This is a genomic window from Streptomyces iconiensis (assembly GCF_028657195.3).
Taxonomy (GTDB): Bacteria; Actinomycetota; Actinomycetes; order Streptomycetales; family Streptomycetaceae; genus Streptomyces; species Streptomyces iconiensis.
This window is the reverse complement of the sequence record NZ_JANCPR020000039.1, coordinates 12,783-33,122: the sequence shown is the minus strand read 5'-3', so window position 1 is coordinate 33,122 and position 20,340 is coordinate 12,783. Positions and strand designations below refer to the sequence as shown.

The 20,340-nt window shown below is 71.7% G+C and carries 17 protein-coding genes; 6 read left to right on the top strand and 11 right to left on the bottom strand.

Annotation, left to right across the window (positions count from 1 at the left end):
• The first annotated feature begins 403 nt into the window (after positions 1-403).
• Positions 404-1,813, top strand: coding sequence for an MFS transporter (locus NMN56_RS31235; protein ID WP_274038723.1), 1,410 nt, complete (start codon positions 404-406; stop codon positions 1,811-1,813).
• A 124-nt stretch (positions 1,814-1,937) separates the two neighbouring features.
• Here NMN56_RS31235 and NMN56_RS31230 read toward each other — a convergent pair whose 3' ends face one another.
• The 5 genes from NMN56_RS31230 to NMN56_RS31210 form a co-directional block, all read right to left on the bottom strand.
• Entirely contained in the window at positions 1,938-2,855 is a 918-nt protein-coding gene (locus tag NMN56_RS31230) for an enoyl-CoA hydratase/isomerase family protein (RefSeq protein ID WP_274038722.1), read from the bottom strand.
• Positions 2,856-2,878: 23 nt separating this feature from the next.
• Positions 2,879-4,045, bottom strand: a complete 1,167-nt coding sequence (locus tag NMN56_RS31225) for a CaiB/BaiF CoA transferase family protein (protein WP_274038721.1) — start codon at positions 4,043-4,045, stop codon at positions 2,879-2,881.
• Positions 4,046-4,047: 2 nt separating this feature from the next.
• Positions 4,048-5,742, bottom strand: coding sequence for a class I adenylate-forming enzyme family protein (locus NMN56_RS31220; RefSeq protein ID WP_274038720.1), 1,695 nt, complete (start codon positions 5,740-5,742; stop codon positions 4,048-4,050).
• A complete protein-coding gene (locus tag NMN56_RS31215) occupies positions 5,729-6,934 on the bottom strand; it encodes a hypothetical protein (protein WP_274038719.1) in 1,206 nt (401 codons plus the stop codon). The genes NMN56_RS31220 and NMN56_RS31215 overlap by 14 nt, the downstream gene beginning before the upstream one ends.
• Before the next feature lie 150 nt (positions 6,935-7,084).
• On the bottom strand, positions 7,085-8,101 hold the full coding sequence (locus NMN56_RS31210; RefSeq protein WP_274038718.1) for a LacI family DNA-binding transcriptional regulator: 1,017 nt from the start codon (positions 8,099-8,101) through the stop codon (positions 7,085-7,087).
• Positions 8,102-8,624: 523 nt separating this feature from the next.
• On the opposite strand from NMN56_RS31210, the gene NMN56_RS31205 reads away from it, so the two are divergent.
• Entirely contained in the window at positions 8,625-10,061 is a 1,437-nt protein-coding gene (locus NMN56_RS31205) for an MFS transporter (protein WP_274038717.1), read from the top strand.
• Positions 10,062-10,339: 278 nt separating this feature from the next.
• Here NMN56_RS31205 and NMN56_RS31200 read toward each other — a convergent pair whose 3' ends face one another.
• Entirely contained in the window at positions 10,340-10,756 is a 417-nt protein-coding gene (locus tag NMN56_RS31200; RefSeq protein ID WP_274038716.1) for a VOC family protein, read from the bottom strand.
• A gap of 105 nt (positions 10,757-10,861) precedes the next feature.
• On the opposite strand from NMN56_RS31200, the gene NMN56_RS31195 reads away from it, so the two are divergent.
• Together NMN56_RS31195 and NMN56_RS31190 are read left to right on the top strand one after the other, a co-directional pair.
• On the top strand, positions 10,862-11,962 hold the full coding sequence (locus NMN56_RS31195; RefSeq protein WP_274038715.1) for a helix-turn-helix transcriptional regulator: 1,101 nt from the start codon (positions 10,862-10,864) through the stop codon (positions 11,960-11,962).
• Between the two features lie 279 nt (positions 11,963-12,241).
• Complete coding sequence (locus tag NMN56_RS31190; RefSeq protein ID WP_274038714.1) at positions 12,242-12,700, top strand: PPOX class F420-dependent oxidoreductase; 459 nt, start codon at positions 12,242-12,244, stop codon at positions 12,698-12,700.
• Here NMN56_RS31190 and NMN56_RS31185 read toward each other — a convergent pair.
• From NMN56_RS31185 to NMN56_RS31175, 3 genes are all read right to left on the bottom strand, one after another.
• Entirely contained in the window at positions 12,690-13,250 is a 561-nt protein-coding gene (locus NMN56_RS31185; RefSeq protein WP_274038713.1) for a cysteine hydrolase family protein, read from the bottom strand. The genes NMN56_RS31190 and NMN56_RS31185 overlap by 11 nt on opposite strands.
• Before the next feature lie 190 nt (positions 13,251-13,440).
• Positions 13,441-13,857 (bottom strand): CBS domain-containing protein, encoded by a 417-nt coding sequence (locus NMN56_RS31180; RefSeq protein ID WP_274038712.1) that lies wholly within the window; start codon positions 13,855-13,857, stop codon positions 13,441-13,443.
• Between the two features lie 194 nt (positions 13,858-14,051).
• Positions 14,052-14,258 carry a hypothetical protein gene (locus NMN56_RS31175; protein ID WP_274038711.1) on the bottom strand — a complete coding sequence of 69 codons (207 nt, stop codon included), beginning with the start codon at positions 14,256-14,258 and terminating at the stop codon, positions 14,052-14,054.
• A 294-nt stretch (positions 14,259-14,552) separates the two neighbouring features.
• On the opposite strand from NMN56_RS31175, the gene NMN56_RS31170 reads away from it, so the two are divergent.
• Positions 14,553-15,464 (top strand): phosphatidylinositol-specific phospholipase C, encoded by a 912-nt coding sequence (locus NMN56_RS31170; RefSeq protein WP_274038710.1) that lies wholly within the window; start codon positions 14,553-14,555, stop codon positions 15,462-15,464.
• 287 nt (positions 15,465-15,751) lie between these two features.
• Here the strand turns inward: NMN56_RS31170 and NMN56_RS31165 are convergent, their stop codons facing one another.
• Both NMN56_RS31165 and NMN56_RS31160 read right to left on the bottom strand, forming a co-directional pair.
• Complete coding sequence (locus NMN56_RS31165) at positions 15,752-17,353, bottom strand: serine/threonine-protein kinase (protein WP_274038709.1); 1,602 nt, start codon at positions 17,351-17,353, stop codon at positions 15,752-15,754.
• A complete protein-coding gene (locus NMN56_RS31160) occupies positions 17,346-18,131 on the bottom strand; it encodes a serine/threonine protein kinase (RefSeq protein ID WP_274038708.1) in 786 nt (261 codons plus the stop codon). Before NMN56_RS31160 ends, NMN56_RS31165 begins: the two co-directional genes overlap by 8 nt.
• A 367-nt stretch (positions 18,132-18,498) precedes the next feature.
• On the opposite strand from NMN56_RS31160, the gene NMN56_RS31155 reads away from it, so the two are divergent.
• Positions 18,499-20,331: a glycoside hydrolase family 35 protein gene (locus NMN56_RS31155; RefSeq protein WP_274038707.1), complete on the top strand. Its 1,833-nt coding sequence runs from the start codon at positions 18,499-18,501 to the stop codon at positions 20,329-20,331.
• Positions 20,332-20,340: the final 9 nt, after the last annotated feature.

Genomic DNA, 20,340 nt, shown 5'->3' with positions numbered 1-20,340 from the left:
CGGGACCGCCGTCCGGGACCGCCGTCCGACCGCTGTCGACGACCGACGTGCGGGACTGCGGACGGCCAAGTCGCCGTCGCAGCCCGTAGCGTTCGCGCACGAACGACTCCCCAGCGTCAGGAAACACGGGGCAGGCGGCGGGCTGCCGCCCGCTGTGATGAAGGGCATACACCGCTCAACCCCCATGGCAGCTGTGCCAGTTGAGGGAGCCGGTGCGCCAGGTACCGCCGGTTCGGGGCGAGTACCGCGCTCACGTTTGTGAACATGGGGGGCTGAAGCGCCGTTGCCGGCCTGGCCACCGCGTTCGCGATCAGCGCCGGCCTGCCTCGTCCGCCACCCCGCCCAGCACAGCCGCTGCCCGGGGCACCCTGTCTCCTCCGCGTGCCTGGCCTGGTTCCCCCACATGACTTCAGCACCCGCGCCGCCCGAGGCCGCTCCGCCCGTCGAGCGCCCCTCGCGAGGCCGCAGCCTGCCCCGAATCCCCTCACCACGCCGAACGAAGACCGCCGGACCCGAAGGCACACCCCGCGACAAGGAGGACCGCACTCCCTGGCGGGCTCTGCGTCACCGGAGCCTGCGGTGGTGGTCGGTCGCGAACTTCGTCTCCAACACCGGCACGTGGATGCAGCTCACCGTGCAGAACCTTCTGGTACTGCAGATCAGCGGTTCAGCCGCGGCCACCGGCCTCTCCCTGTCCGTGCAGGCGGCTCCGGGGCTGCTGCTCGGTCTTGCGGGCGGCGCCGTGGTGGACGCCTGGCCACGCAAGCTCACGGCGGCCGTGAGCCAGGCGGTGCTGGGCCTCGTCGCCTTCGTCACGGCGGCGCTGGTGGCCTTCGACATGCTGAACATGCCCGTCCTGATGGTGCTCGCCGCCGTCACAGGACTGATCGCCACGGTGGACGGCCCTGCCACCTCGCTGCTGGGCAACGACCTGGTGCCGACCAAGGACGTACCGTCGGCCATCGCTCTGGGGTCACTCGTGCACAGCGCGGGACGGCTCACGGGGGCCGCGCTGGCGGGCGTCGTGGTGGGTGTCTTCGGCATGGCGGTCGCCTACGGCGCCAACGGCCTGTCGTTCCTCTTCGTGGCCGCCGTCATCCCGTTCCTGAAGCTCGCGGTCAAGGAGGAGAACAGACCCGCGCCCGCCGACCCCGCCACGTCCGACGGCAAGCCCTCGTCCCGTAAGCGCGCCCAGCGGGGCACCGCGCGGGAAGGCATCGCGTTCTTCGTACAGCGGCCCCGGCTGGTGGCCCTCGCCGTGATCACGGGCGTCAGCGCCATCTTCGGGCGCAACTACTCGCTCACCCTCGCCGTCCTGGTCACGGGGCCCCTGGCCAGCGGTCAGGAAGCGTTCGGCACCGTCTCCACCATCCTCGCCGGCGGTGGCATCGCGGGCGCGATCCTCGCGGGCCGCCTCCAGAAGCCGTCGGTCCGGCTCGTCGGGACGCTCGCCGCCACAGGGGCGCTCCTCCAGGTCGCGGCCGGGTTCTCGCCCAGCCTGTTCCTGCTGATGCTGCTCGTGGCCCCCATGGCCGTGCTGGAGTCCATATCCGACACGGCGGGCACCACCATCCTCCAGACGGACCCGCCTCCGGAGATGCGAGGCCGCGTGCTGGGTGTGTGGCGCAGCGCGAGTACGGGCTGGGGCCTGGCAGGTCCGGCCCTCATCGGCGTGCTGATGGAGGTCGTGGGGCCGCGCGGCACCCTGGCGGCGGGCGGAGTGCTGATCGCGCTGGTCGTGGTCGCCGGCCGGGTCCTCCACACGACCCGCAACCGCGCCCTGCCCGAACCTGTGCCCGCGCCCGCGACCTGACCACTCTCCCCTGCCCCACGCCCGTCTCCCCCTGTCTCCACGCCCGCCCGTCCCGCCCGTCCCGGCTGTCACCCTGCCGGGACGGGCGGGCTACGAGCGGGGCGCGAGCTACGGGCGGGCGGTGTCAGGCGCCCTTGAAGCGGGGGGCGCGCTTCTCCATGAAGGCGGCGATGCCTTCCTGGCCGTCGGCGGAGCCGAAGAGCCCGCCCAGCGCCGACTGCTCGGCCGTGAGCGCCGCGTCCAGTGCCTGGCCCACTCCCCCGTCGATGACCCGCTTGGCCTCGCGCACCGCCAGGGGCGCCCGCGTCGCGAGGAGAGCGGCGAAGGCGAGGGCGCGTGCCGTCAGCTCCTCCGGTTCGGCGACCTCGGTCACCAGGCCACGGCGTGCTGCTTCGTCGGCGCTCACCCTGCGGCCGGTCATCACCAGCTCCTTGGCGAACCTGGTACCCGCCGCCCTCGCCAGCCGCTGGGTGCCCCCGCCGCCCGGGATCAGGCCGAGGGTGACCTCGGGCAGCGCGAACCTGGCGCGGCGGGAGGCGACGATGAAGTCGCAGCAGAGCGCGATCTCGAAACCGCCGCCGAAGGCGTAGCCGTTCACTGCGGCGACGCTGGGCTGCGGCAGTCGTTCGAGCGAGTCGAAGACCTGGCGTGACCTGCGCTGGTACTCCATGAACGCGTCGGTGCTCGCACCGGAGTACTCGCCCACGTCGGCGCCCGCGATGAAGCCGCGACCGGTGCCGGTGAGGACCACCGCACGGACGCCACGGTCCTGCCGGACACGGACGATCTGTTCGCCGAGTGCCGCGACGAGTTCGCCCGACAGCGCGCCCAGCTTGTCCTCGCGGTCGATCCTCAGCACCCGTACGGTCCCGCGGTCGTCGTCACGGTCGCCGCCCTCTTCGCCGCCCGCGCTCCCGCTCCCGCCCCTGCTCCCACCGCCGTCACCGACCATGTGGACCGCGTGGGCTGGGTGGACTGGGTGGGCCGGGTGATCCTGGACCGCCAGGTGCGGGTGCGGGTACTCGACCTGTCCCGCCGTCACGGAGGGTTGCTCATGGCCCGTACTCACCTGGCATCACCGACCAGGCGGGCCACGCTCCGCGCGTCGAGCACCTCGCCGAGTACGGCCGCCGTGTGCTCGCCCGTCCGTGGCGGGGCGAGGCGCTGCCGCCAGGGCGTCGCGCTGAGCGAGACGGGGCATCCCACGAGTTCGATCGGCGTACCCGCCGGTCCTTCGAGGTTCACCAGCAGGTCCGAGCCCTCGTGACGCAGCTCGTCCACCGCCTCCTTGGTGGTGCGCACCCGTGCCGCCCAGACGCCGGCCGGGAGCAGTGCGTCGAGCCAGTGCTCGACGGTGTTCGTCCGGGTGACCGCCTCAAGTGCCCTTTTGGCCTCGTCCCGTTGGGCCCAGGCGTCGAAGTCGGCGAGGCCGGTGCAGCCGACGGCCGCAGCGACCGTTTCGAGCGGCGCCATCGCGATGGCGAGCCAGCCGTCACGGGCCTCGTAGACACCGAACGGCGCCGACAGCCACGCCTGGCCGATGCCGGATTGCGAACGCTGGTACTCCGTGCCCTGGTTCGTGAAAGCGGAGATCTCCTGGCACTGCATCGCGATCGCGGTCGAGTACAGATCCACCTCGACCCGCTGGCCGATGCCGTGGGTGTTGCGGGCGATGAGCGCGGCCAGTATGCCGTTGGCGAGGGTGAGCGCGGTGGCGTGGTCGACGATGGCCGTTCCCGCCGGGGTGGGCGGATCGGTGGCGCGGCCCGTCGAAGCGGCGAGCCCCGACATCGACTGGATGAGCAGGTCCTGGCCCGGCCTGCCCTCCCTGGCGAAGCCGGTGTCCTGGCCCCAGCCCGAGCCCGAGCAGTAGACGATGTCCTCCCTGACGGCCTTGAAGTCCTCGTATCCGAGGCCGAGTCGGTCCATCACGCCGGGGCGGAAGTTCTCGACGACGACGTCGCATGTCGCGCCCAGCTTCAGCAACGCCTCTTTGGCGCCCGGGTCCTTCAGGTCGAGCGCCACCGAGCGCTTGTTGCGGTTCATCGCGAGGAACGCGGCGGACTCCCCGTCCACGTACCCGCCCATCATGGAGAGGTCGCGTTCCCACTCCCCCGCCGGGCGTTCCACCTTGATGACATCGGCACCGAGGTCGGCCAGTACCTGGGTGGCGTACGGGCCCAGCATCATCTGTGTGAAGTCGAGGACGCGGATGGCGTCGAGCGCTTGCATGCTCAGTGTTCCTCTCGGTCGGACAGCAGCTGCCGCAGCGTCCTGCGGTCGATCTTGCCTGCGGGGTTCCTGGGGATCTCCGGTACGGCGTGCACCGCCACGGGTTTCTTGTAGCCGGCCAGCGCCGCGGCGCAGGCGTGCGCGATGCCGGCGAGGACGCCCTCGCCCGGGGTGCCGGTGGCCGGGCCGCCGTCGAGTACGACCGCGGCCGTGATGCCCTCGCCCCACACCGGGTGGGGCAGGCCCACGACGGCGACCTCGCTCACTCCGGGTACCTCGGCGACCACCCGCTCGACCTCGGCGGGTTGGACGTTGAACCCGCCGGTCACGATCAACTCGCTGGAGCGGCCGGTGAGATGGACATAGCCGTCGGCGTCGACACGGGCCAGGTCGCCGGTACGGAACCAGCCGTCGTGGACCGCCTCAGCGGTCAGCTCGGGGCGGTTCCAGTAACCGGCCATCACGGTGTCGCAGCGCACCACGATCTCTTCGCCGACGAGCCGCAGCTCGACACCGCCGACGGCCCGCCCCGCGGAACCCAGGCGCTCCGGCACCCCCGAGGCGTGGTCGGCTGGCGAGAGCACCGTGAGCGGCGCCAGCGCCTCGGCCAGCCCGTAGAACTGGGTGAGAACGCCCGGGAAGACCCGCTCGGCCAGCGCCAGGGAGTCGGCGCCGATGGGCGAGCCGCCGTACGGCACGGCCCTGACGCCTCGCAGGGAGGCCAGCGGTCCGCCCGCCGCACGCGCCACCCGTTCGAGCATGATCGGCGCCAGCGGGATGACCGTCACGCCGTACGCCGCGACGGCCTCCAGGACCGTACGAGGGTCGAAGCGCGCCATCGTCACCGTTGCCGCGCCGCTCACGGCGCAGTCGAGCCCGATCGACCCGCCGAAGTGGCTCATGGGCGCCACCGCGAGAACCACGTCGCCGGGTCCGACCGACGGCAGTTCGCCCAGCGCCCGGTCCGTCTGCGCCACCCAGGCCGCGTGCGTGACGACGGCGCCTTTGGGGCGACCGGTCGTCCCTGAGCTGTACATCAGCATCGCGGTGTCGGAAGGAGCCGGTGCGGGCCATACGGGGAGCGGTGCACGCGCCTGCTCAGCCAACGACGCCGGGGAGAGCGCCGCGTCCGGACGGCCGGGCCGCGGTGCCGTACCGGAAGGACGGGGGGAGCCGGCGGAGCGGCCGGAACGGTCGGAACAGGCCGTCACCGTGGCCGCCGATCCGACGGCGGCGAGAGCCGTACGGATGCCGGCCGCTGCCTCGGGGCCGCAGCAGACCACCCGGGCCCCGCAGTCGGCCGCGATGCCGGCGATCTCGCGGGCGTGCAGCCGTGGGGAGAGCGCCACCCGTACGAGCCCGGCGCCGAGTACGGCCCGGTCGAGGACGCGGAGCACCACACTGTTCGGCAGCGCGAGAACGATCCGGTCGCCGGCGACCGCGCCCTGCCCTGCCAGATGTGCGACGGCTGCCCCGGCCAACTCCGCGACCTCGGCGAACGTCAGCCAGCCGGAAGCCTCCTGCCCCTCAGCGACCGGCTCAGCCCCGGCCGTCGCCGCACGCAGAGCCCGGCGGTCTCCGTAGGCGGATTCGACGCGCGCGAACTGTTCCGCGATGGTGCGGGGCCGCGCGACGGTGCCGGCCCCGGCGGCGGTGCGGGCGCTGGCGCCGCCCGGTCCTGGATCAGACGCGGACATATTTGCGCCACAGCTGTCCGAGCGAGGTCACGATCTCCCGCGTCCGTACGTCGGTGACCACGCCGCTGTGCAGCGTCTCCGCCGCCGCACGCTGGTAGGCCGGGTAGCCGGGGAGCCGGGGGCGCAGGAACGAGCGGTCCATCGTGGCGAGGGTGTCCCGGTAGAAGTGCGTGACCTCGGCGTCGACCCGTTCGTCCGTCCACACGGAGCGGCGGCCCGCCTGCCCTCCGGCGTCGTGTGCGCATCCTGCCTGCGTATCGGCCGAGGTCGCGAAGCGTACGAACGCCGCCGCTTCCCTTCCGGCGGCCGAGCCGGCCGAGCCGGCCGAGACGGCGAGCCCCACCCCTCCCGTCAGCGTGCCGACGGGGGCCTCGCCGATCCGCGGTGCGTCGCTGAACGCCACCAGCGCTTCGCGCTCACCGGGTCTGGCGTAGGTGATGTAGCCGAACACCAGCGGGCTGTACAGCGCGCGGTCGTCGGCGCCGGCGAGGCGTTCGAGGACGGTGACCGGATCGCTCTCCAGCGACTCGGGGGCGCACAACGCCAGCAGATGGCGGGCCCGTTCGACCGCTTCGCCCAGCACAGCGGGGTCGATCCCGGTGTCCTCCCACCAGTACGGGCGCCCGTCGGCGCCGCGCCGCCAGCCGCCAGGGGGACCGACGGCGGTGTTCGCGCCCGCTTCGCACAGGGACAGCACGGTGCCCCACAGGTGGGTCGGGTTGGCGGCCAGCAGCACCGCGTCCTGCCCGTGGCGCCGCGCGAACCCGGGGACGTCGTCCCAGCGGTCCGGTATCTCCTCGCGCGCAACGGCGCCCGCGCGATGGGCGCCGACCATGCACGCGGCGTCGACGGCGCCGCCCCACTGGCGCCCCTGCCAGTGGTAGCTGTCATGGCTGGCACCGGCCGAGTCCCCGGCCCGTTCGGCCAGTTCGCCGGGGAGGAAAACGGTCTCGAGCGGCAGCAGCGCACCGGCGTCCACCGCGTCACCGATGAACGGGTGATCGAGCGCGACGAGGTCGTACGCCGCCGCCAGTTCGACCACCGGGGTGTCCTCGAACTCCCGCAGCGAACGGACGGTCCAGTCGATCGCCGTCCCCGTTGCCCGTGCGAACTCGTCGCCGGCCGCACGGAGGGCGTCGATGCCGCGCGGGTGGTCCCAGGTGATTCCTTGAAGGCGGCTCGCGTTCCGCATCAAGACCTCCTCGTCCGGCTCGTCAGACGCCACACTCCGGGCCGGTCGGCACGCTGCGGCACCGGGTCACGCGCCGGGTGGGCATCAGGTTGGTAAAACGCCTTACCACCCTAGCCTCTTCTCCCCGGGCCGGGCAAAGGCGGGTTTCGGTCAGTGACGCGCGGGCGGAGCCGTGGAGGCGCGGAGCACCATGACGGGCTCCGGCGTCTGGATGCTCTCGTGCCGGGCCGGCTCGTTCTCCATCTGGCTCAGGAGCAGCGTGACCGCCCTGGCGCCCAGCTCGAAGAGCGGAAGGCGCACCACCGTGAGCCGCGGCTGGAGGAAGTCGGCGACGAAGACATCGTGGAGACCGACCAGCGAAATACCGTCGGGCACCTGCACATCCCTGTCGTACGCGGCACTGAGCGCACCGACGGCGGAGAGCACATTGGCCGCGAACACGGCCGTGGGCAGGGTGGGTTCCATGAGCAGTTCGCTCATGCCGCGATAGCCCTGCTCGGCGGTGTGCCCACCGCGGAAGACGCGGGAAGCCCGCGCCTCCAGCCCTGCCGCCTCCAGCGCGTCGGCCCAGCCCTTGCGCCGACGGGTCGCACGGCTACGGGGCCCGTCGACCTGGAGCAGAGCGATGTCCCTGTGCCCCAGCTCGATCAGATGCGAGACCGCGAGACGGGCCGCCGCGTAGTCGTCGACGGCGACACTGCCGATGGCGCCCCTGGTGTGGTCGTTGAGCAGCACGGTCGGCACTTCGCCCGAGGCGATCTTCGACACCAGGGCGTCGGCCGAGGTACCGGCCCGCTGGAGGAGCAGCCCGTCGATCGCACCGCCGGAGACGAACCGCTTGAACCTCTCGTCGTCCGTGGCGAGCGCGTCGACGTCCGACAGCATGAGCGCGTAACCCGCCTTCGTCGCCTCGGCCTGGGCGCCCGCGATGATCTCGCTGTAGACGGGGTTGCTCGCGTCGTGCACCGCCAGGCCGATCACGCCGACCCTGGATTTGCGCAGTGCGCGCGCGGCGTAGTTCGGCGTGTACTCCAGTTCCGCCGCCGCGGCCCTGACCCGCTGCTTCGTCTCCTCGCGTGCGCGGAGGGTGTCGTCACCGTTGAGCAGTCGGGAGACGACCCCGACCGACACCCCTGCCCGCTTCGCTACATCAGCGAGAGTGGCCATCGTGTGCAATCCTCCCCAAGGCTGCTCCCCACACTAGCTTGATCGCCCCTGCTCCAGCGCGTGCCCCGGCACCTGGCCGGGGCCTTACGCGGCATGCGGGGCCACGCCGGACCGTTCGCACCGCGCCCTGGTCCGTCCCTCACGTGCGGCCGGTTCCCCGCGGCGCGGACGGCGGGCACCCACTGTCCGCACGGCGCCCGCACGGCGGGCACACATCCTGCGGAACAGCGGGCGCGCCGCCTCCTCAACTCCCCTACCCGTACGGGTAGTTACCGCCACCACGCCTCCACGGCGGGGCTTCGGCGGGACGCCACCGAGCCCCGGTGCGGGTGGGCGGGAAGCGCCGGGGCGGGGCCGGGGGCGTGGTCACAGCACTGCTTGACGGCGCATCGTCCGGGACTTAGCTTGACTGGTAAAACGTCATACCAGATCGTGCAACGGCCTGGTTCTGAGTGCCGAGCGACAGACATCCCCGCGCAGCGCGACGGATGGAGCCGCCCGTCCGACTGCCAAAGGAGACCCGGTGAAGACAAAGGGGTCCGGCAAGACCAAGATCGTCGTCGCAGCCGCCGCCGGTAACTTCGTCGAGTGGTACGACTTCGCCATCTACGGGTACTTCTCACCCGTTCTTGCCAAGAACTTTTTCCCCGATTCCGACGGGCTGACCGGCCTTCTCGCCACGCTGGCGATCTTCGGTGCCGCGTTCGTCCTCCGTCCGGTCGGCGCGGTCGTCTTCGGTCACCTCGGCGACAAGAGGGGGCGGCGCTGGGTACTGTCCGTCGTCATTCTCACCATGGCCGGTGCGACGACGCTGATCGGAGCGCTGCCCTCGTACGCCTCCGCCGGATTCCTGGCACCGCTCGCGCTCACGGTGCTGCGTCTCGTCCAAGGGCTGTCGGCCGGCGGCGAGTTCGGCGGCGCCGCCTCGCTGCTGTTCGAGCACGCGCCGTCGCGGCGGCGCGGCCTGTTCGGTTCCGCGCAGGCCGCGAGCATCGCCGTGGCCCTTGCCGTCTCGGCCGGTCTCGGTACCGCGCTCACGAGCTGGATGAGCCACGACTTCCTCTACTCGGACGGATGGCGCATCCCGTTCCTGCTGGGCCTGCCCCTCGGCATCGGCGGCTGGTACATCCGCAGGCACGTCGAGGAGACGCCCTCCTTCACCGCCATGCAGGAGAAGGGCGAGGTCGCCGACAGCCCGGTCAAGGACGTCTTCCGAGGCCATTGGCGCATGATCGTCGCGGGCACCGCCGCGATCGTGTCCTGGACGGCCGGCGGATATGTCACGCTCCAGTTCCTCCCGACGTTCTTCGACGGTGTGCTCGGCCGGGAACTCTCCGAAGGGCTGACCGCCTCGCTCGTCGGGCTGACGGCGTACGCCGCTTTCATCGTGCTGGGCGGCTGGCTGTCCGACCGCTTCGCACGCTGGAAGGTCATGATGGTGGGCGCGGCCGGGCTGGCGGTGCTCGCCGTTCCCTGTTACCAACTCCTCATCCATGGCGGGGCGTTGGGCATCGGAATCGGAGTGGTCCTGTTCGCGGCCTTCCTCGGGCTCACCGCGGGGCCGACACCGGCGATGCTGTCGGAACTCACCCCGGGCAACGTCCGCAACTCCTACCTGTCGATCGTCTACTCCATCGCCAACGCCGCGTTCGGCGGGTTCGCCCCGTACATCGTCACCGCCCTCATCGACTCCAGCGGCAACCAGTTGTCACCGGCCTTCTACCTCATCGGCCTTGAGGCCCTGGCCGTCGCCGGGCTCGCCGGCATCGCCGTCCACGTCCGCAACCGCGCACGGCGGCCGGAGGGGAGGCCGACGCGGGGTGCGGGCGCGGGGTCAGGAGCGGACTCGGGGTCAGGAGCGGACTCGGGATCGGGTGCGGGTGCGGACGGGGGGCCGGGGCCGAGTGCAGGCCCGGACGGGGGTCCGGGGGCGAGTGCGGGCGCGGGTGTCGGTGCGTAGGGCGTGCTTGCCGTGAGATTGCTCGGCGGCGGCCCGTGAGTGGGTGGCCCGTGAGTGGGTGGCAGCGGAGCTGCCGGGGGCTGTACGGGGACGGACCACGTACCCCCCCGGCGTGCGGCGGGTGGGCCCCGCGCCGGCGGGGCCGCTCACATCCCGCGTACGTCCCCCGGCTCCGGGTGACGGCTCACCGCAGCACAAGCCCCGATGACCCGGCCCCATGATCCCGCCGCCTGCTCCGCCCGCTCCATCGGCCCAAGTGCCGCCCCGCTCCTACGGTTTCACGCCGACGGCGTCTGCTGGCGGTCCTGGCGCCGCAGGGCATCTTCCGTGACGGGCGTGAAGAAGTTGATCAGGTTGCCGTCGGGGTCCCTGAAGAGGAGGGAACGGTTGCCCCACGGCATCGTTGTCGGCTCCTGGACGAACTCGATGCCGAGTGCCGACAGACGCCGGTGTTCCGCGTCGACGTCGCCGACGCGGAATTCTGTGATCACGGTGTGGTTCGCCGCCGCTCGGGCGGAGTCGGCGCCGAACAGCGCCACCGTGCTGCTGTCGGCGATCGCGAGCGTGCACGAGGGCGTCACCAGCTCGGCGAACACAGGGGCAGGCCACGTCGCCGTGACGCCGGTGACCTGCTCGTAGAAGGCGACCATGCGGGCGGCATCGTCGGTAATGACACGAATTGAAACGAAGTTCATGAAGCACTTCCTATCAGCGCGGGGAGGTCGAATGGTGGGAACGCCTCGAAGGCTAGGAGCTATACCGGGCAGAATCCGCCCGGTATCTGCGGCAGACTTTCCGGTGTGACCACATCGACCGCCCGAGTGCTCGCCCTGCTGGAGATCCTTCAGGGCGGCGGCCTCCGTACCGTCCCCGATCTGGCCTCCCGCCTCGACGTGGACGAGCGCACCGTCCGCCGCTACGTAGGGCACCTGCTCGACCTCGGGGTGCCCATCGACTCGGTGCGGGGCCGCCACGGTGGCTACCGGCTCGCTCCCGGCTATCGGATGCCGCCGCTGATGCTCACGGACGAGGAGGCCCTCGCCGTTCTGCTCGGCCTCCTGACCGGCCGGCGTGCCGGGCTGCTCGCCGCCTCGGCCGCCGCGAGCGAGAGCGCGGCGGCGAAGCTGCGCCGGGTCCTGCCCAAAGCTCTGGGACTGCGCCTTGAGGCGCTGCTGGAGACGGCCGACTTCACCGCGCGGCCCCGTCCCGGCACCGCGCCGGAAACGGATGTCCTCCTCACACTCGCCGAGGCCGCACGCGATCAGCGGCCGGTGGCGATCGCCTACACGGACAGGAAGGGCCGCGGCAGCGAGCGCACCGTTCTCCCCTATGGCCTCGTGGCCCATTCCGGACGGTGGTATCTGACCGGTGCCGATCCGGCCACCGAAGAGGTGCGCACCTTCCGGCTGGACCGGATCACCGCCATGACCGTAAGGGCCGGCTCGTTCACCGTCCCGGCGGAGTTCGACCCGGCGTCCACGGTGCTCGCCAGCCTCGCCCGCACACCGTGGGCCCACGACGTGTCGCTCCGTGTCCGCGCCACCGTCCCGCACATCCGCCGCCACCTCCCCGCCGACATCGCCACCCTGACCACGCTCCCGCCCGCCGCACCCGACGGGGCCCACGGGACGGACCCGGCCGATCACGGTGCGGCCGGCTCCGACGGCTCGGGAGCCGACGACCCCTCCAACTCCCCCTCCGCCGCCGAAGGACACACCGGCTCCGCCGGCGACGGACACACCGGATGGGTTCGGGTGCGGATCCGGGCCGAGCGGCTGGACTGGATTCCTCCCGTACTCGCCGCCCTCGACAGCCCGTTCGTCATCGAACACCCCACCGCCCTCCGCGATCTCGTGCACGCCCTGGCCCACCGCCTGAACGAGCACGCCGCCGCGCGTTAGGACGCGTGGCGGGCCCGGAAAAGGCCGCGGTCACGGGGGGGGCTGCTCCTTGGCCCCTCTCCCGGATCCCGCTCCCGGCGCGGAGAGGGGGCTGCCCCTGTGTCGTGCGTCCCCGGGCGCGGACCGGTCGTGGCTGGGCGCGCAGTTCCCCGCGCCCCTGGCGGGGTGCGTCCTCTCCCCTGTGCCGGATCGGCCGGGGAGAGGTGTCGGTGACGTCAAGTGGGCCTGGTTTTCCGCCGGTCGGGGAATTCCTGGGCGCATGCGGGGAGTTCCCCCGCCATGAATCCTGGTCCCGCACCTCGCTTGCTGTCCGACGAAGCACTCTCCGACCTGCTGGGCGAGCAGCAGTTCGGCACGCTCGCCACCACCAAGCGCAGTGGCCATCCTCATCTGACCACCATGCTCTACAGCTGGGACCCCGACAGCCGCACGGTGCGGTTCTCCACCACGGCCGACCGGGTCAAGGTCCAGCATCTGCGGCGTGACCCGCGCGCGGCCCTGCATGTGTCGGGCGGGGACGTGTGGTCGTTCGCTGTCGCCGAGGGCGAGGCGGAGATGTCCGGGATCACGGCGGTGCCGGGTGACGCGGTCGGGCGGGAGTTGCTCGCGATCGTTCCGGAGGCGGCCCAGCCGGAGGACGAAGGGGCGTTTCTGGAACAGCTGGTCGCCGACCGCAGGCTCGTCATCCGGCTGAAGGCGCACCGGCTGTACGGAACGGCGCTGGACATCAGCGGCTGAGGGTCTTCAGCCAGGTGTCGGTGGGGAGGACGGCCGCCCACTGGGGGAACAGCCGTTCCGTCAGGAGCCGGTGCACCTCGGGGTCGGTGTCGAGGCAGGCGTCCGGCAGGACGGTGAGGGCGAAGTCCAGGTCGTTGGCCTGGCACAGGGTGTAGAGCACGACGCCGCTGGTGGCGATGCCGGTGAGGACGAGCGCGTTGATGTCCCGTGCTCTCAGCACCAGGTCCAGGTCGCTGCCGGAGAACGCGCTGCCCCGCCGCTTCGTGACCAGGATGTCGTCCTGGTGGGGCGCGACGGCGGGGTGTATCCCGGTGCCCGGGGCACCCTCGGTGAACAGGCCGCCCTCAACGGCGGCGGTGAGCACCCTGTTGCGTGTGCTGACCTCCGGGTTGCCCGGCCGTAAGCCGATGGTCACGTAGATCACGGGGAGCCCCGCCGCGCGGGCGCCGTCGATCGCGCGGCGCAGGCGCGGCAGATATCCGGAACCGTCGTCGGCGATGTCCACGATGTCCCGTTGAACGTCCATCACAAGGAGTGCGCTGTTCGCCATCTCGTCGTCCTCTCTCTTCACCGGGAGGGACGAGCGAGTCTGGCTGATCGAACGGGCCGGCGCTGGGCACATGCGCGGATTTCCGCCCCGGCCCCGCCCCGGCGCCGCGCCCCGCCCGTGCGGCGGGGGCGTGCGCGAGAGCTGAGGAGCCGACGGGGCCTTCGCCCGGGCGGGGACCGCCGGCGGGGGCTCAGTCCGCCGAGAGTGATTCGACGAGCTGTCCCGTATCGGGGTGGGGAAGCGTGCGGGCGACGTCCGCGACGGCGACCATGCCGACGAGCTGGTCGCCGTCGATCACGGGCAGCCGCCTGACCTGGTGCTGCGACATGGTCTCCAGCACCTCTTCCGCGGTGTCGTCGGCGCCGATGGTGACCGCTTCGGCCTGGTTGAGGCTCCCTGCGGGGAACTCGGCGGGGTCCCTGCCCGCGCCGAGAACCTTGACGACGAGATCGCGGTCGGTCACCACGCCCTTGATCTTGTTGTCGGGCCCGCAGATGGGCAGCGCTCCGACTCCCGTCTCCTTCATCAGCCGCGCCGCGTCGCCCGCTGTCTCATCGCTGCGGACGCACTGCGCGCCGCCGGTCATGATCTCGCGCGCGATGGTCATACCGATCACTCCTACCGATCGAGAGCCTGTGGCATGCGCCGGAACGCCTCCTGGGGCCGTACTCCCGGCGCCGCCCGTCGGGTTGCCTCCGCTCCCTGGCTGAAACGCGACCCCGTCGGCGCCGCAACGCGCGGCGGCTCGCCGACGGACCGCTGCGGCGACCACGACGAGTTACCGCTCCGGTGACGTGCGGCTCACTCCCCGCCGGCGTCCTCCTGACGGCCACGGTTCGGGCTGAGGGCGTCGCCCGCCTCACCGCTCCACTGGCGCTTGCGCCGGGGCTCGGCGGCGTCGTCCTCGGTCTCCGCTTCCTCGAACTCCCGCAGGGTCTCCTCCAGCGCCGTCTCCTCCCTGCCGGAGTCCCTGTCGGAGCGATGCCGCATACCGTGCTCACCAGCCATGACCGACCTCCTCGGACAGTTGCTGCCGCTGCTCAGTCACCGAAGAGGGCCCGCTGAGGCCACCGGACCGAGCTGCCCGCCGGGTGCCCCCGCGCCCACCGGCGTACACGTGCACACCCCGCGACCTGCGGACTCCGCTCGCGGGTTCCAGCAGTGCGCCGCGAGGGAAGCCCCGGCGACGGGGCCGGGCTCGCCGGGAGGCACTGCCGGGCCGTAGCGCGCAGAACCCGGCCCGTAGGGCGAACGGGACATGCCCCGTAGGCGAGTTGGGCCGCGTGTGCTTCGATTCCCCTCATGCCGCTCACACGTCGCTCCTTCCTCACCGGTCTCTCCGCCCTCTCCGCCGCCACCGTGCTGACCACCACGGCGGCCGGCCCCGCCGAAGCCGCGCCGGCCGAGGCGGCCGGCCCCGCTTCCTGGATGGCGGGGATACCCGACGGCACGGACCTGCGTACGCTCACGATCCCGGGCACGCACGACTCCGGGGCACGCCATGGCGGCCCGTGGACCGAGTGCCAGAACACCGGTATCGCCGCCCAGTTGGCCTCGGGCATCCGGTTCCTCGACATCCGCTGCCGGCTCTTCGACGGCGCGTTCAGCATCCACCACGGCGCGGTCTACCAGCACCTCAACTTCGACGACGTACTGCGCGCCTGCCGCGACTTCCTGGCCGCGCATCCGTCGGAGACCGTGCTGATGCGAGTGAAGCAGGAGTACTCGCAGGAGAGTTCCGACGCTTTCCTGCGGGTCTTCGAGGAGTACCTGAACCGCGGCTGGCGCACGCTCTTCCAACTCGACCCGAAGCTCCCGGACCTGGGCCGCGCGCGCGGAAGGGTGGTGCTGCTGGGCGACTCCGACGGGCTGCCCGGCGTCCGGTACGGGGACCCCGGCCTGTTCGACATCCAGGACTCGTACATGACGGAGCCGCTGAGCAAGTTCGGCCTGATAGAGGACCACTTCCGCAAGGCGGTCGGGCAGCCGGGGAAGCTGTTCGTGAACTACGTCAGCACGGCTGCGCTCCTTCCGCCCCGTTCCAACGCCGACCGGCTCAACCCGCGCGTCAAGCGGTTGCTGTCCTCGGACGGCAGCGGGTGGCGCGGTCTGGGCATCGTGCCGATGGACTTCCCCAACGAGCACGGAATGGCCGAGGCGCTGCTCGCCCACCAGCCCGCCGCCGCACGCCGCCCGGCCACTTCCCGAAGCTGACGGCGGGGCGCGCACCCGCGGCCTCGCTCCTCCTGACATCCGTCAGGTTCCGTCCCGACCCCGCCGTTCCTAGGCTCTGGTGTCAAGGGGACCGGGTATACGGGGAACCGGGCCCGACCCACTGGGCCTGACCACCGCCCCGTCCGGCCGAACCGGGGGACGGCCGGACGGGGACAGTCCAGTGGGTTGCACGGGGGGCATGGGGGGCGGACGGAACACCGGCTACGGGCCGGTCACCGTCCGCCCCTCGTGCGAGGAGCCGCTTCACACCCCGGGGGAAGCCGGTGTCATCGCGTGTAGTCCTTCAGATAACGCTCCACGCGGTTGACATGGTCGCGGGTGCGCGCGGGAACGCCGCGGGTGTCGATGACCGTACGGGAGCTGGTGCGGTATCCGGCGGCCATGAGCGCGGGCAGGTTCTCGCGCAGGCCCTCCTTCTTGAACTCCTGGTCGAGCCAGCACACATAGGACGACATGGTGGTGATCGCGTCCGGCGGTGACATGTAGTCCTTGTCCCCGTCCTTGTCACCGTCCACGGCCCACCCCTTGAAGACGGACGGCGTCCACATGGCGATGCCGTACTCGTCCTCCCGGGGCCGGGCCGCCTTGGCGTCGAACCCGCTCTCCGCCTTGAGCATCGCGGCGAGCAGCGCCGGAGTCACCTCCTTGTCGGCGCACATGCGCGCGGCACGGGTGATGACGGGCCGCAGCTCGCGGGGCACGTCGGAGTCGGCGGGGATGGTGCCGGGCGGCGCACTGGGCGAGGCGGACGGCGACTTGCCGTCGTCGCCCGAGCCGTCGTTGGCGAGCAGCGCGCCGGTGGCGGCCCCAGCCCCCAGGAGCGGTACGCCGATGGCCGCGGCGAGCACCGCGAGACGGCGACGCCGGGACGCCCGCCGACCCCCCACGGGTTCAGGCCCCACCGGCACGCCGGCCCCCGGTACGTCCCGCGTCCCCGCACCGGCCGACGGGGCCGGTGCGTCCGCCCCACGGCACGCGGCGGCGACGCGTTCCTTCAACGTGCCGGCTTCGAGCACCGCGCGGGAGGCGTGGTCCGGTTTCAGGCAGTCGGAGATCAGCGCGCGCCAGCACTCGGGCACACCGTTGTCGAGGCGGAGCCCCGCGCTGCCCCGTGCGTACGCCTGGGCCGCCAGTGCACGGGCCCGCGCCGTACCGCCGGGAAACGGGTGCAGGCCACCGGTCAGCGCCTGGTGTGCCAGCACCCCGAACGCCCAGATGTCGGCCGTCGCACGCACCACGCTGTGGCCGCCCTCCCGGTCCGACCACCACTCGGGCGGCACATGGTCGAGCGAGCCCAGCGCGGGAACGTACGCGTGGGTGCCCTCCAACTCGACGGTCAGCCCGAAGTCGGCGAGCCAGACCCCTCCGTCGGGCGCGAGCAGCACATTGGCCGGTTTGAGGTCACCGTGCACCCACCCACGGGCATGGATATGGGCGAGCCCCGCACTCACTCCCTCCAGCACCTCGGCAGCCCCCGCCACAGGCGTGCCGCTCCCCTGTCCGGGCTGCGCCAGCACGTCCTGGAGGCTGCGCTCGGCCCGGTCCATGACCAGGGCCGTGGCACCCTCCAGCTCGGGCCGGTCCGCATCGTGGATCACCAACGACGCACGTGTGCGCACCACATGGGGGTGATCGGCCTCCAGGCTGAGCCGCACCTCACGCTCGACGAGCCGCTCCATGGCCTCACGCTGGCCGGGCGGGAGCCGGTGGGTAGGCAGCAGCTTCACGGCCGCCTGAATACCCGTGTCCACGCTCTCGGCCGAGTGGACCACACCCCAGCTTCCGGCCCCGATCCGTCCGGTCACCCGCCACTCACCCAGCCGGTACCCGACGGGCAACTCGCTTCCGGAAACCGAGGGTTCAGGCATCGCCGCCGCTCACCACCCGCGCACGGCAGGGACGCAGCAGAGCCAGGTGCTCCTCGCGCACGAGGTCGAAACGCAGGGCCAGCGCCGCGAGTTCGGCGCGTTTCCCACTGGTGCCCGCCGGCCGGTCGACGGCGTCGTCACGCAGCCGCAGCTTGACGGCGGCCAGGTAGTCGATGTGGTAGTTCACCGCCGAACGGGTCAGATCCTGACACCCCTCGACACCACGCAACCGCTCCAGCACCTCGGCAACGCCGGGGACAGCACCACTGGACGGATCCCGCAGCCGCGGCTCGCACAGGGCGAGCAGCACCAGAAAGTACTTCGCGGTCTGATCGAGAGCGAACGGGCTCTGCGTCGGCTCCCCGCCCCGCTCACCGGCCCCCCGCTCCAGATAGCTGTGTTCAGGCGCGAACACCTTGAAGTGCGCCCCACCTTCGGTACTGGGCAGGACGACGCGGGAGAACTCAAACGGTACCGGCGCCCCCAACCGCCCGGGCGCCACCTTGATGTGCTCCCCGGCGCCCTCCATGTTCTCCACCACGTAGGTGACATGGCCGCTGTAGTTGGACAGCCGCCAATAGTCCTCGGCCGCTGTGATCTGCCCGGCGTGCCGGGACACCCCAGGATCGTTCAACGCCACCTCGACCGGACTACCGGCCTCGCCCCGCCCGAAGTCGGCGGTCTCCCCCGGGCCCAGGCGCAGCAGACGCGGCATGTCGCCGGCAACCTTCCCGAAGCGCCCTTCCTGGTCGGGCAGTTGCACGATGACCGTGTCCATGCTCAGCCTTCCCCTTCAACCGCGGGCATCCTATATCGACCCTGACAGATGTCAGGGTCCCCCCAACGCCCCCCAGCCACCCCGAACCAGCCACCAGAGACCCCGATTACTCCAGGACAAGACCCGATACGGGCGGGGGGAGTCCTAGAGGGTGGGGGTCCCCCCGGACGGAGTCTGGGGGGACCCCCCTCTAGCGGGGGGCTGTTGGGGGGCAGCGCCCCCCAACGCCCGGCCGGCGAGGCCAACGGGGCAAGGGGCGAAGCCCCATCAGGAACAGAAGGCCACACAAGTGGCACGCACCCACCCACCAGGGGTTCAACGTGCCCCATGATCGAACACAAAGCACCCACAAAGAGAAGAGCAGCACGTGCCCACACCCACAACCCGCACCCTCAGCGGCGGCATGCACTACTTCCGCACACTCCCCGCCCAATGGCCCGACAGACTCACCAAACTGCGCAGCATGGGCCTCGACACGGTCGAGACGTACGTCCCGTGGAACCTCCACGAACCCACCCCCGGCGAGTTCGACTTCACCGGCCGAGCCGACCTGGAACGCTTCCTGCGGGACGCCGCAGCAGCCGACCTGAAGGTCATCGTGCGACCAGGCCCCTACATCTGCGCCGAATGGGACAACGGCGGCCTACCCAGCTGGCTCCCGGGCCCCCTGCGCTGCCACGACCCCCGCTTCCTGAACCCGGTGGACCGCTTCTTCGACGAGCTGATCCCGCTGATCGCCCGGCACCAGGTGACCCGCGGCGGCAACGTCTCCATGGTCCAGGTGGAGAACGAGTACGGCTCGTACGGCAACGACCAGCCCTACCTCCGCCACCTGGCCGACGGCCTGCGCGACCGGGGCATCGAGGTCCCCCTCTTCACCTCGGACGGCACCAGCGACCTGATGCTGACAGCCGGCACACTGCCCGGCGTACGGGCAACGGCCAACTTCGGCCGCCGAGCGGCGGAACAGTTCGCAGCACTGGCCCGCCACCGCCCAGGCGAAGGCGAAGGCATAGGTGAAGGCAAAGGCAAAGGTGAAGGCGAAGGCGCCGAGCCGTTCTGCATGGAGTTCTGGAACGGCTGGTTCGACCACTACGGCGACCAGCACACCACCCGGGACGCCGCCGACGCGGCGGCCACCCTCGCCGAGATCCTGGACCTGGGCGGCTCGGTCAACCTGTACATGGCATGCGGCGGCACCAACTTCGGCTTCACGGCGGGAGCGAACGCCGGCGGCGACCACGCCGACGGCGCGTACGAACCCACCGTCACCTCCTACGACTACGACGCACCGATCTCCGAGAGCGGCGCCCTGACGCCCAAGTACTGGGCGTACCGCGAGGTACTGGCGCGCTACACGCAACTGCCCCCGGCCCCAACGGCAGCCGCAGCACCCGCTCAGGAAACACAACTCCGGGAACCACAACACCCGGAAACACGCCTCCGGGAGCCCCGCCTCCGGGAGCCCCGCATCGAACTCAACGACCGACTGGCCCTGCTGGACTGCCTGGACGTGCTGTCGCGGGGAACCGTCCACAGCGCCGTTCCACCGACCTTCGAAGACCTGGGCCAGGCGCACGGCCTCGCCGTACACCGTACCCGCGTCCCGGGGCCGCGCTCCGAAGCGGAACCGCTGCGCGTCAAGGGCCTGCACGATCGCGCTCACGTCCTGGTCGACGGCGAACCGGTCGACGTACTGGAACGCGACGGCCGCACCGCCACCCCGTTGAGCGTGCCGAGCGGCGGCGCCGGCCTCACGCTCGTCGTGGAGTCGATGGGCCGCGTCAACTACGGCCCGCTCGTGGGGGAACGCAAGGGCATCGTCGACGGCGTACTGCACGAGCGCCAGTACCTCTTCGGCTGGGAGACCGACCCCGTCCCCCTCACCTCGGAGGACATCGGCTCCCTCCCCTGGGGCCGCGAGACCTCGGCGGCGGGCCCTTCGTTCCACCGCGGGACGCTGTACGCGGACGAACCACGGGACGCGTTCGTGGCCCTGCCCGGCTGGACGAAGGGCTACGTGTGGGTCAACGGCTTCAATCTGGGCCGCTACTGGTCCAGGGGCCCACAAGTAACGCTCTACCTGCCGTGGCCACTGCTGCGCACGGGGCCCAACGAGATCGTCGTCCTGGAGCTGGACCAGAGCCCCGAGGACCCCGCCGTGGAAACGAGAACGGAACCACAACTGTCCACGAACTAGCCGAACGTA

What these genes read in the sequence shown, in the direction of transcription:
- NMN56_RS31235 (WP_274038723.1), top strand. Translation starts at nt 404, where the DNA reads ATGACTTCAGCACCCGCGCCGCCCGAGGCCGCTCCGCCCGTCGAGCGC.
- NMN56_RS31225 (WP_274038721.1), bottom strand. Translation starts at nt 4,045, where the DNA reads ATGCAAGCGCTCGACGCCATCCGCGTCCTCGACTTCACACAGATGATG.
- NMN56_RS31220 (WP_274038720.1), bottom strand. Translation starts at nt 5,742, where the DNA reads ATGTCCGCGTCTGATCCAGGACCGGGCGGCGCCAGCGCCCGCACCGCC.
- NMN56_RS31215 (WP_274038719.1), bottom strand. Translation starts at nt 6,934, where the DNA reads ATGCGGAACGCGAGCCGCCTTCAAGGAATCACCTGGGACCACCCGCGC.
- NMN56_RS31210 (WP_274038718.1), bottom strand. Translation starts at nt 8,101, where the DNA reads ATGGCCACTCTCGCTGATGTAGCGAAGCGGGCAGGGGTGTCGGTCGGG.
- NMN56_RS31200 (WP_274038716.1), bottom strand. Translation starts at nt 10,756, where the DNA reads ATGAACTTCGTTTCAATTCGTGTCATTACCGACGATGCCGCCCGCATG.
- NMN56_RS31190 (WP_274038714.1), top strand. Translation starts at nt 12,242, where the DNA reads ATGAATCCTGGTCCCGCACCTCGCTTGCTGTCCGACGAAGCACTCTCC.
- NMN56_RS31185 (WP_274038713.1), bottom strand. Translation starts at nt 13,250, where the DNA reads ATGGCGAACAGCGCACTCCTTGTGATGGACGTTCAACGGGACATCGTG.
- NMN56_RS31180 (WP_274038712.1), bottom strand. Translation starts at nt 13,857, where the DNA reads ATGACCATCGCGCGCGAGATCATGACCGGCGGCGCGCAGTGCGTCCGC.
- NMN56_RS31175 (WP_274038711.1), bottom strand. Translation starts at nt 14,258, where the DNA reads ATGGCTGGTGAGCACGGTATGCGGCATCGCTCCGACAGGGACTCCGGC.
- NMN56_RS31170 (WP_274038710.1), top strand. Translation starts at nt 14,553, where the DNA reads ATGCCGCTCACACGTCGCTCCTTCCTCACCGGTCTCTCCGCCCTCTCC.
- NMN56_RS31165 (WP_274038709.1), bottom strand. Translation starts at nt 17,353, where the DNA reads ATGCCTGAACCCTCGGTTTCCGGAAGCGAGTTGCCCGTCGGGTACCGG.
- NMN56_RS31160 (WP_274038708.1), bottom strand. Translation starts at nt 18,131, where the DNA reads ATGGACACGGTCATCGTGCAACTGCCCGACCAGGAAGGGCGCTTCGGG.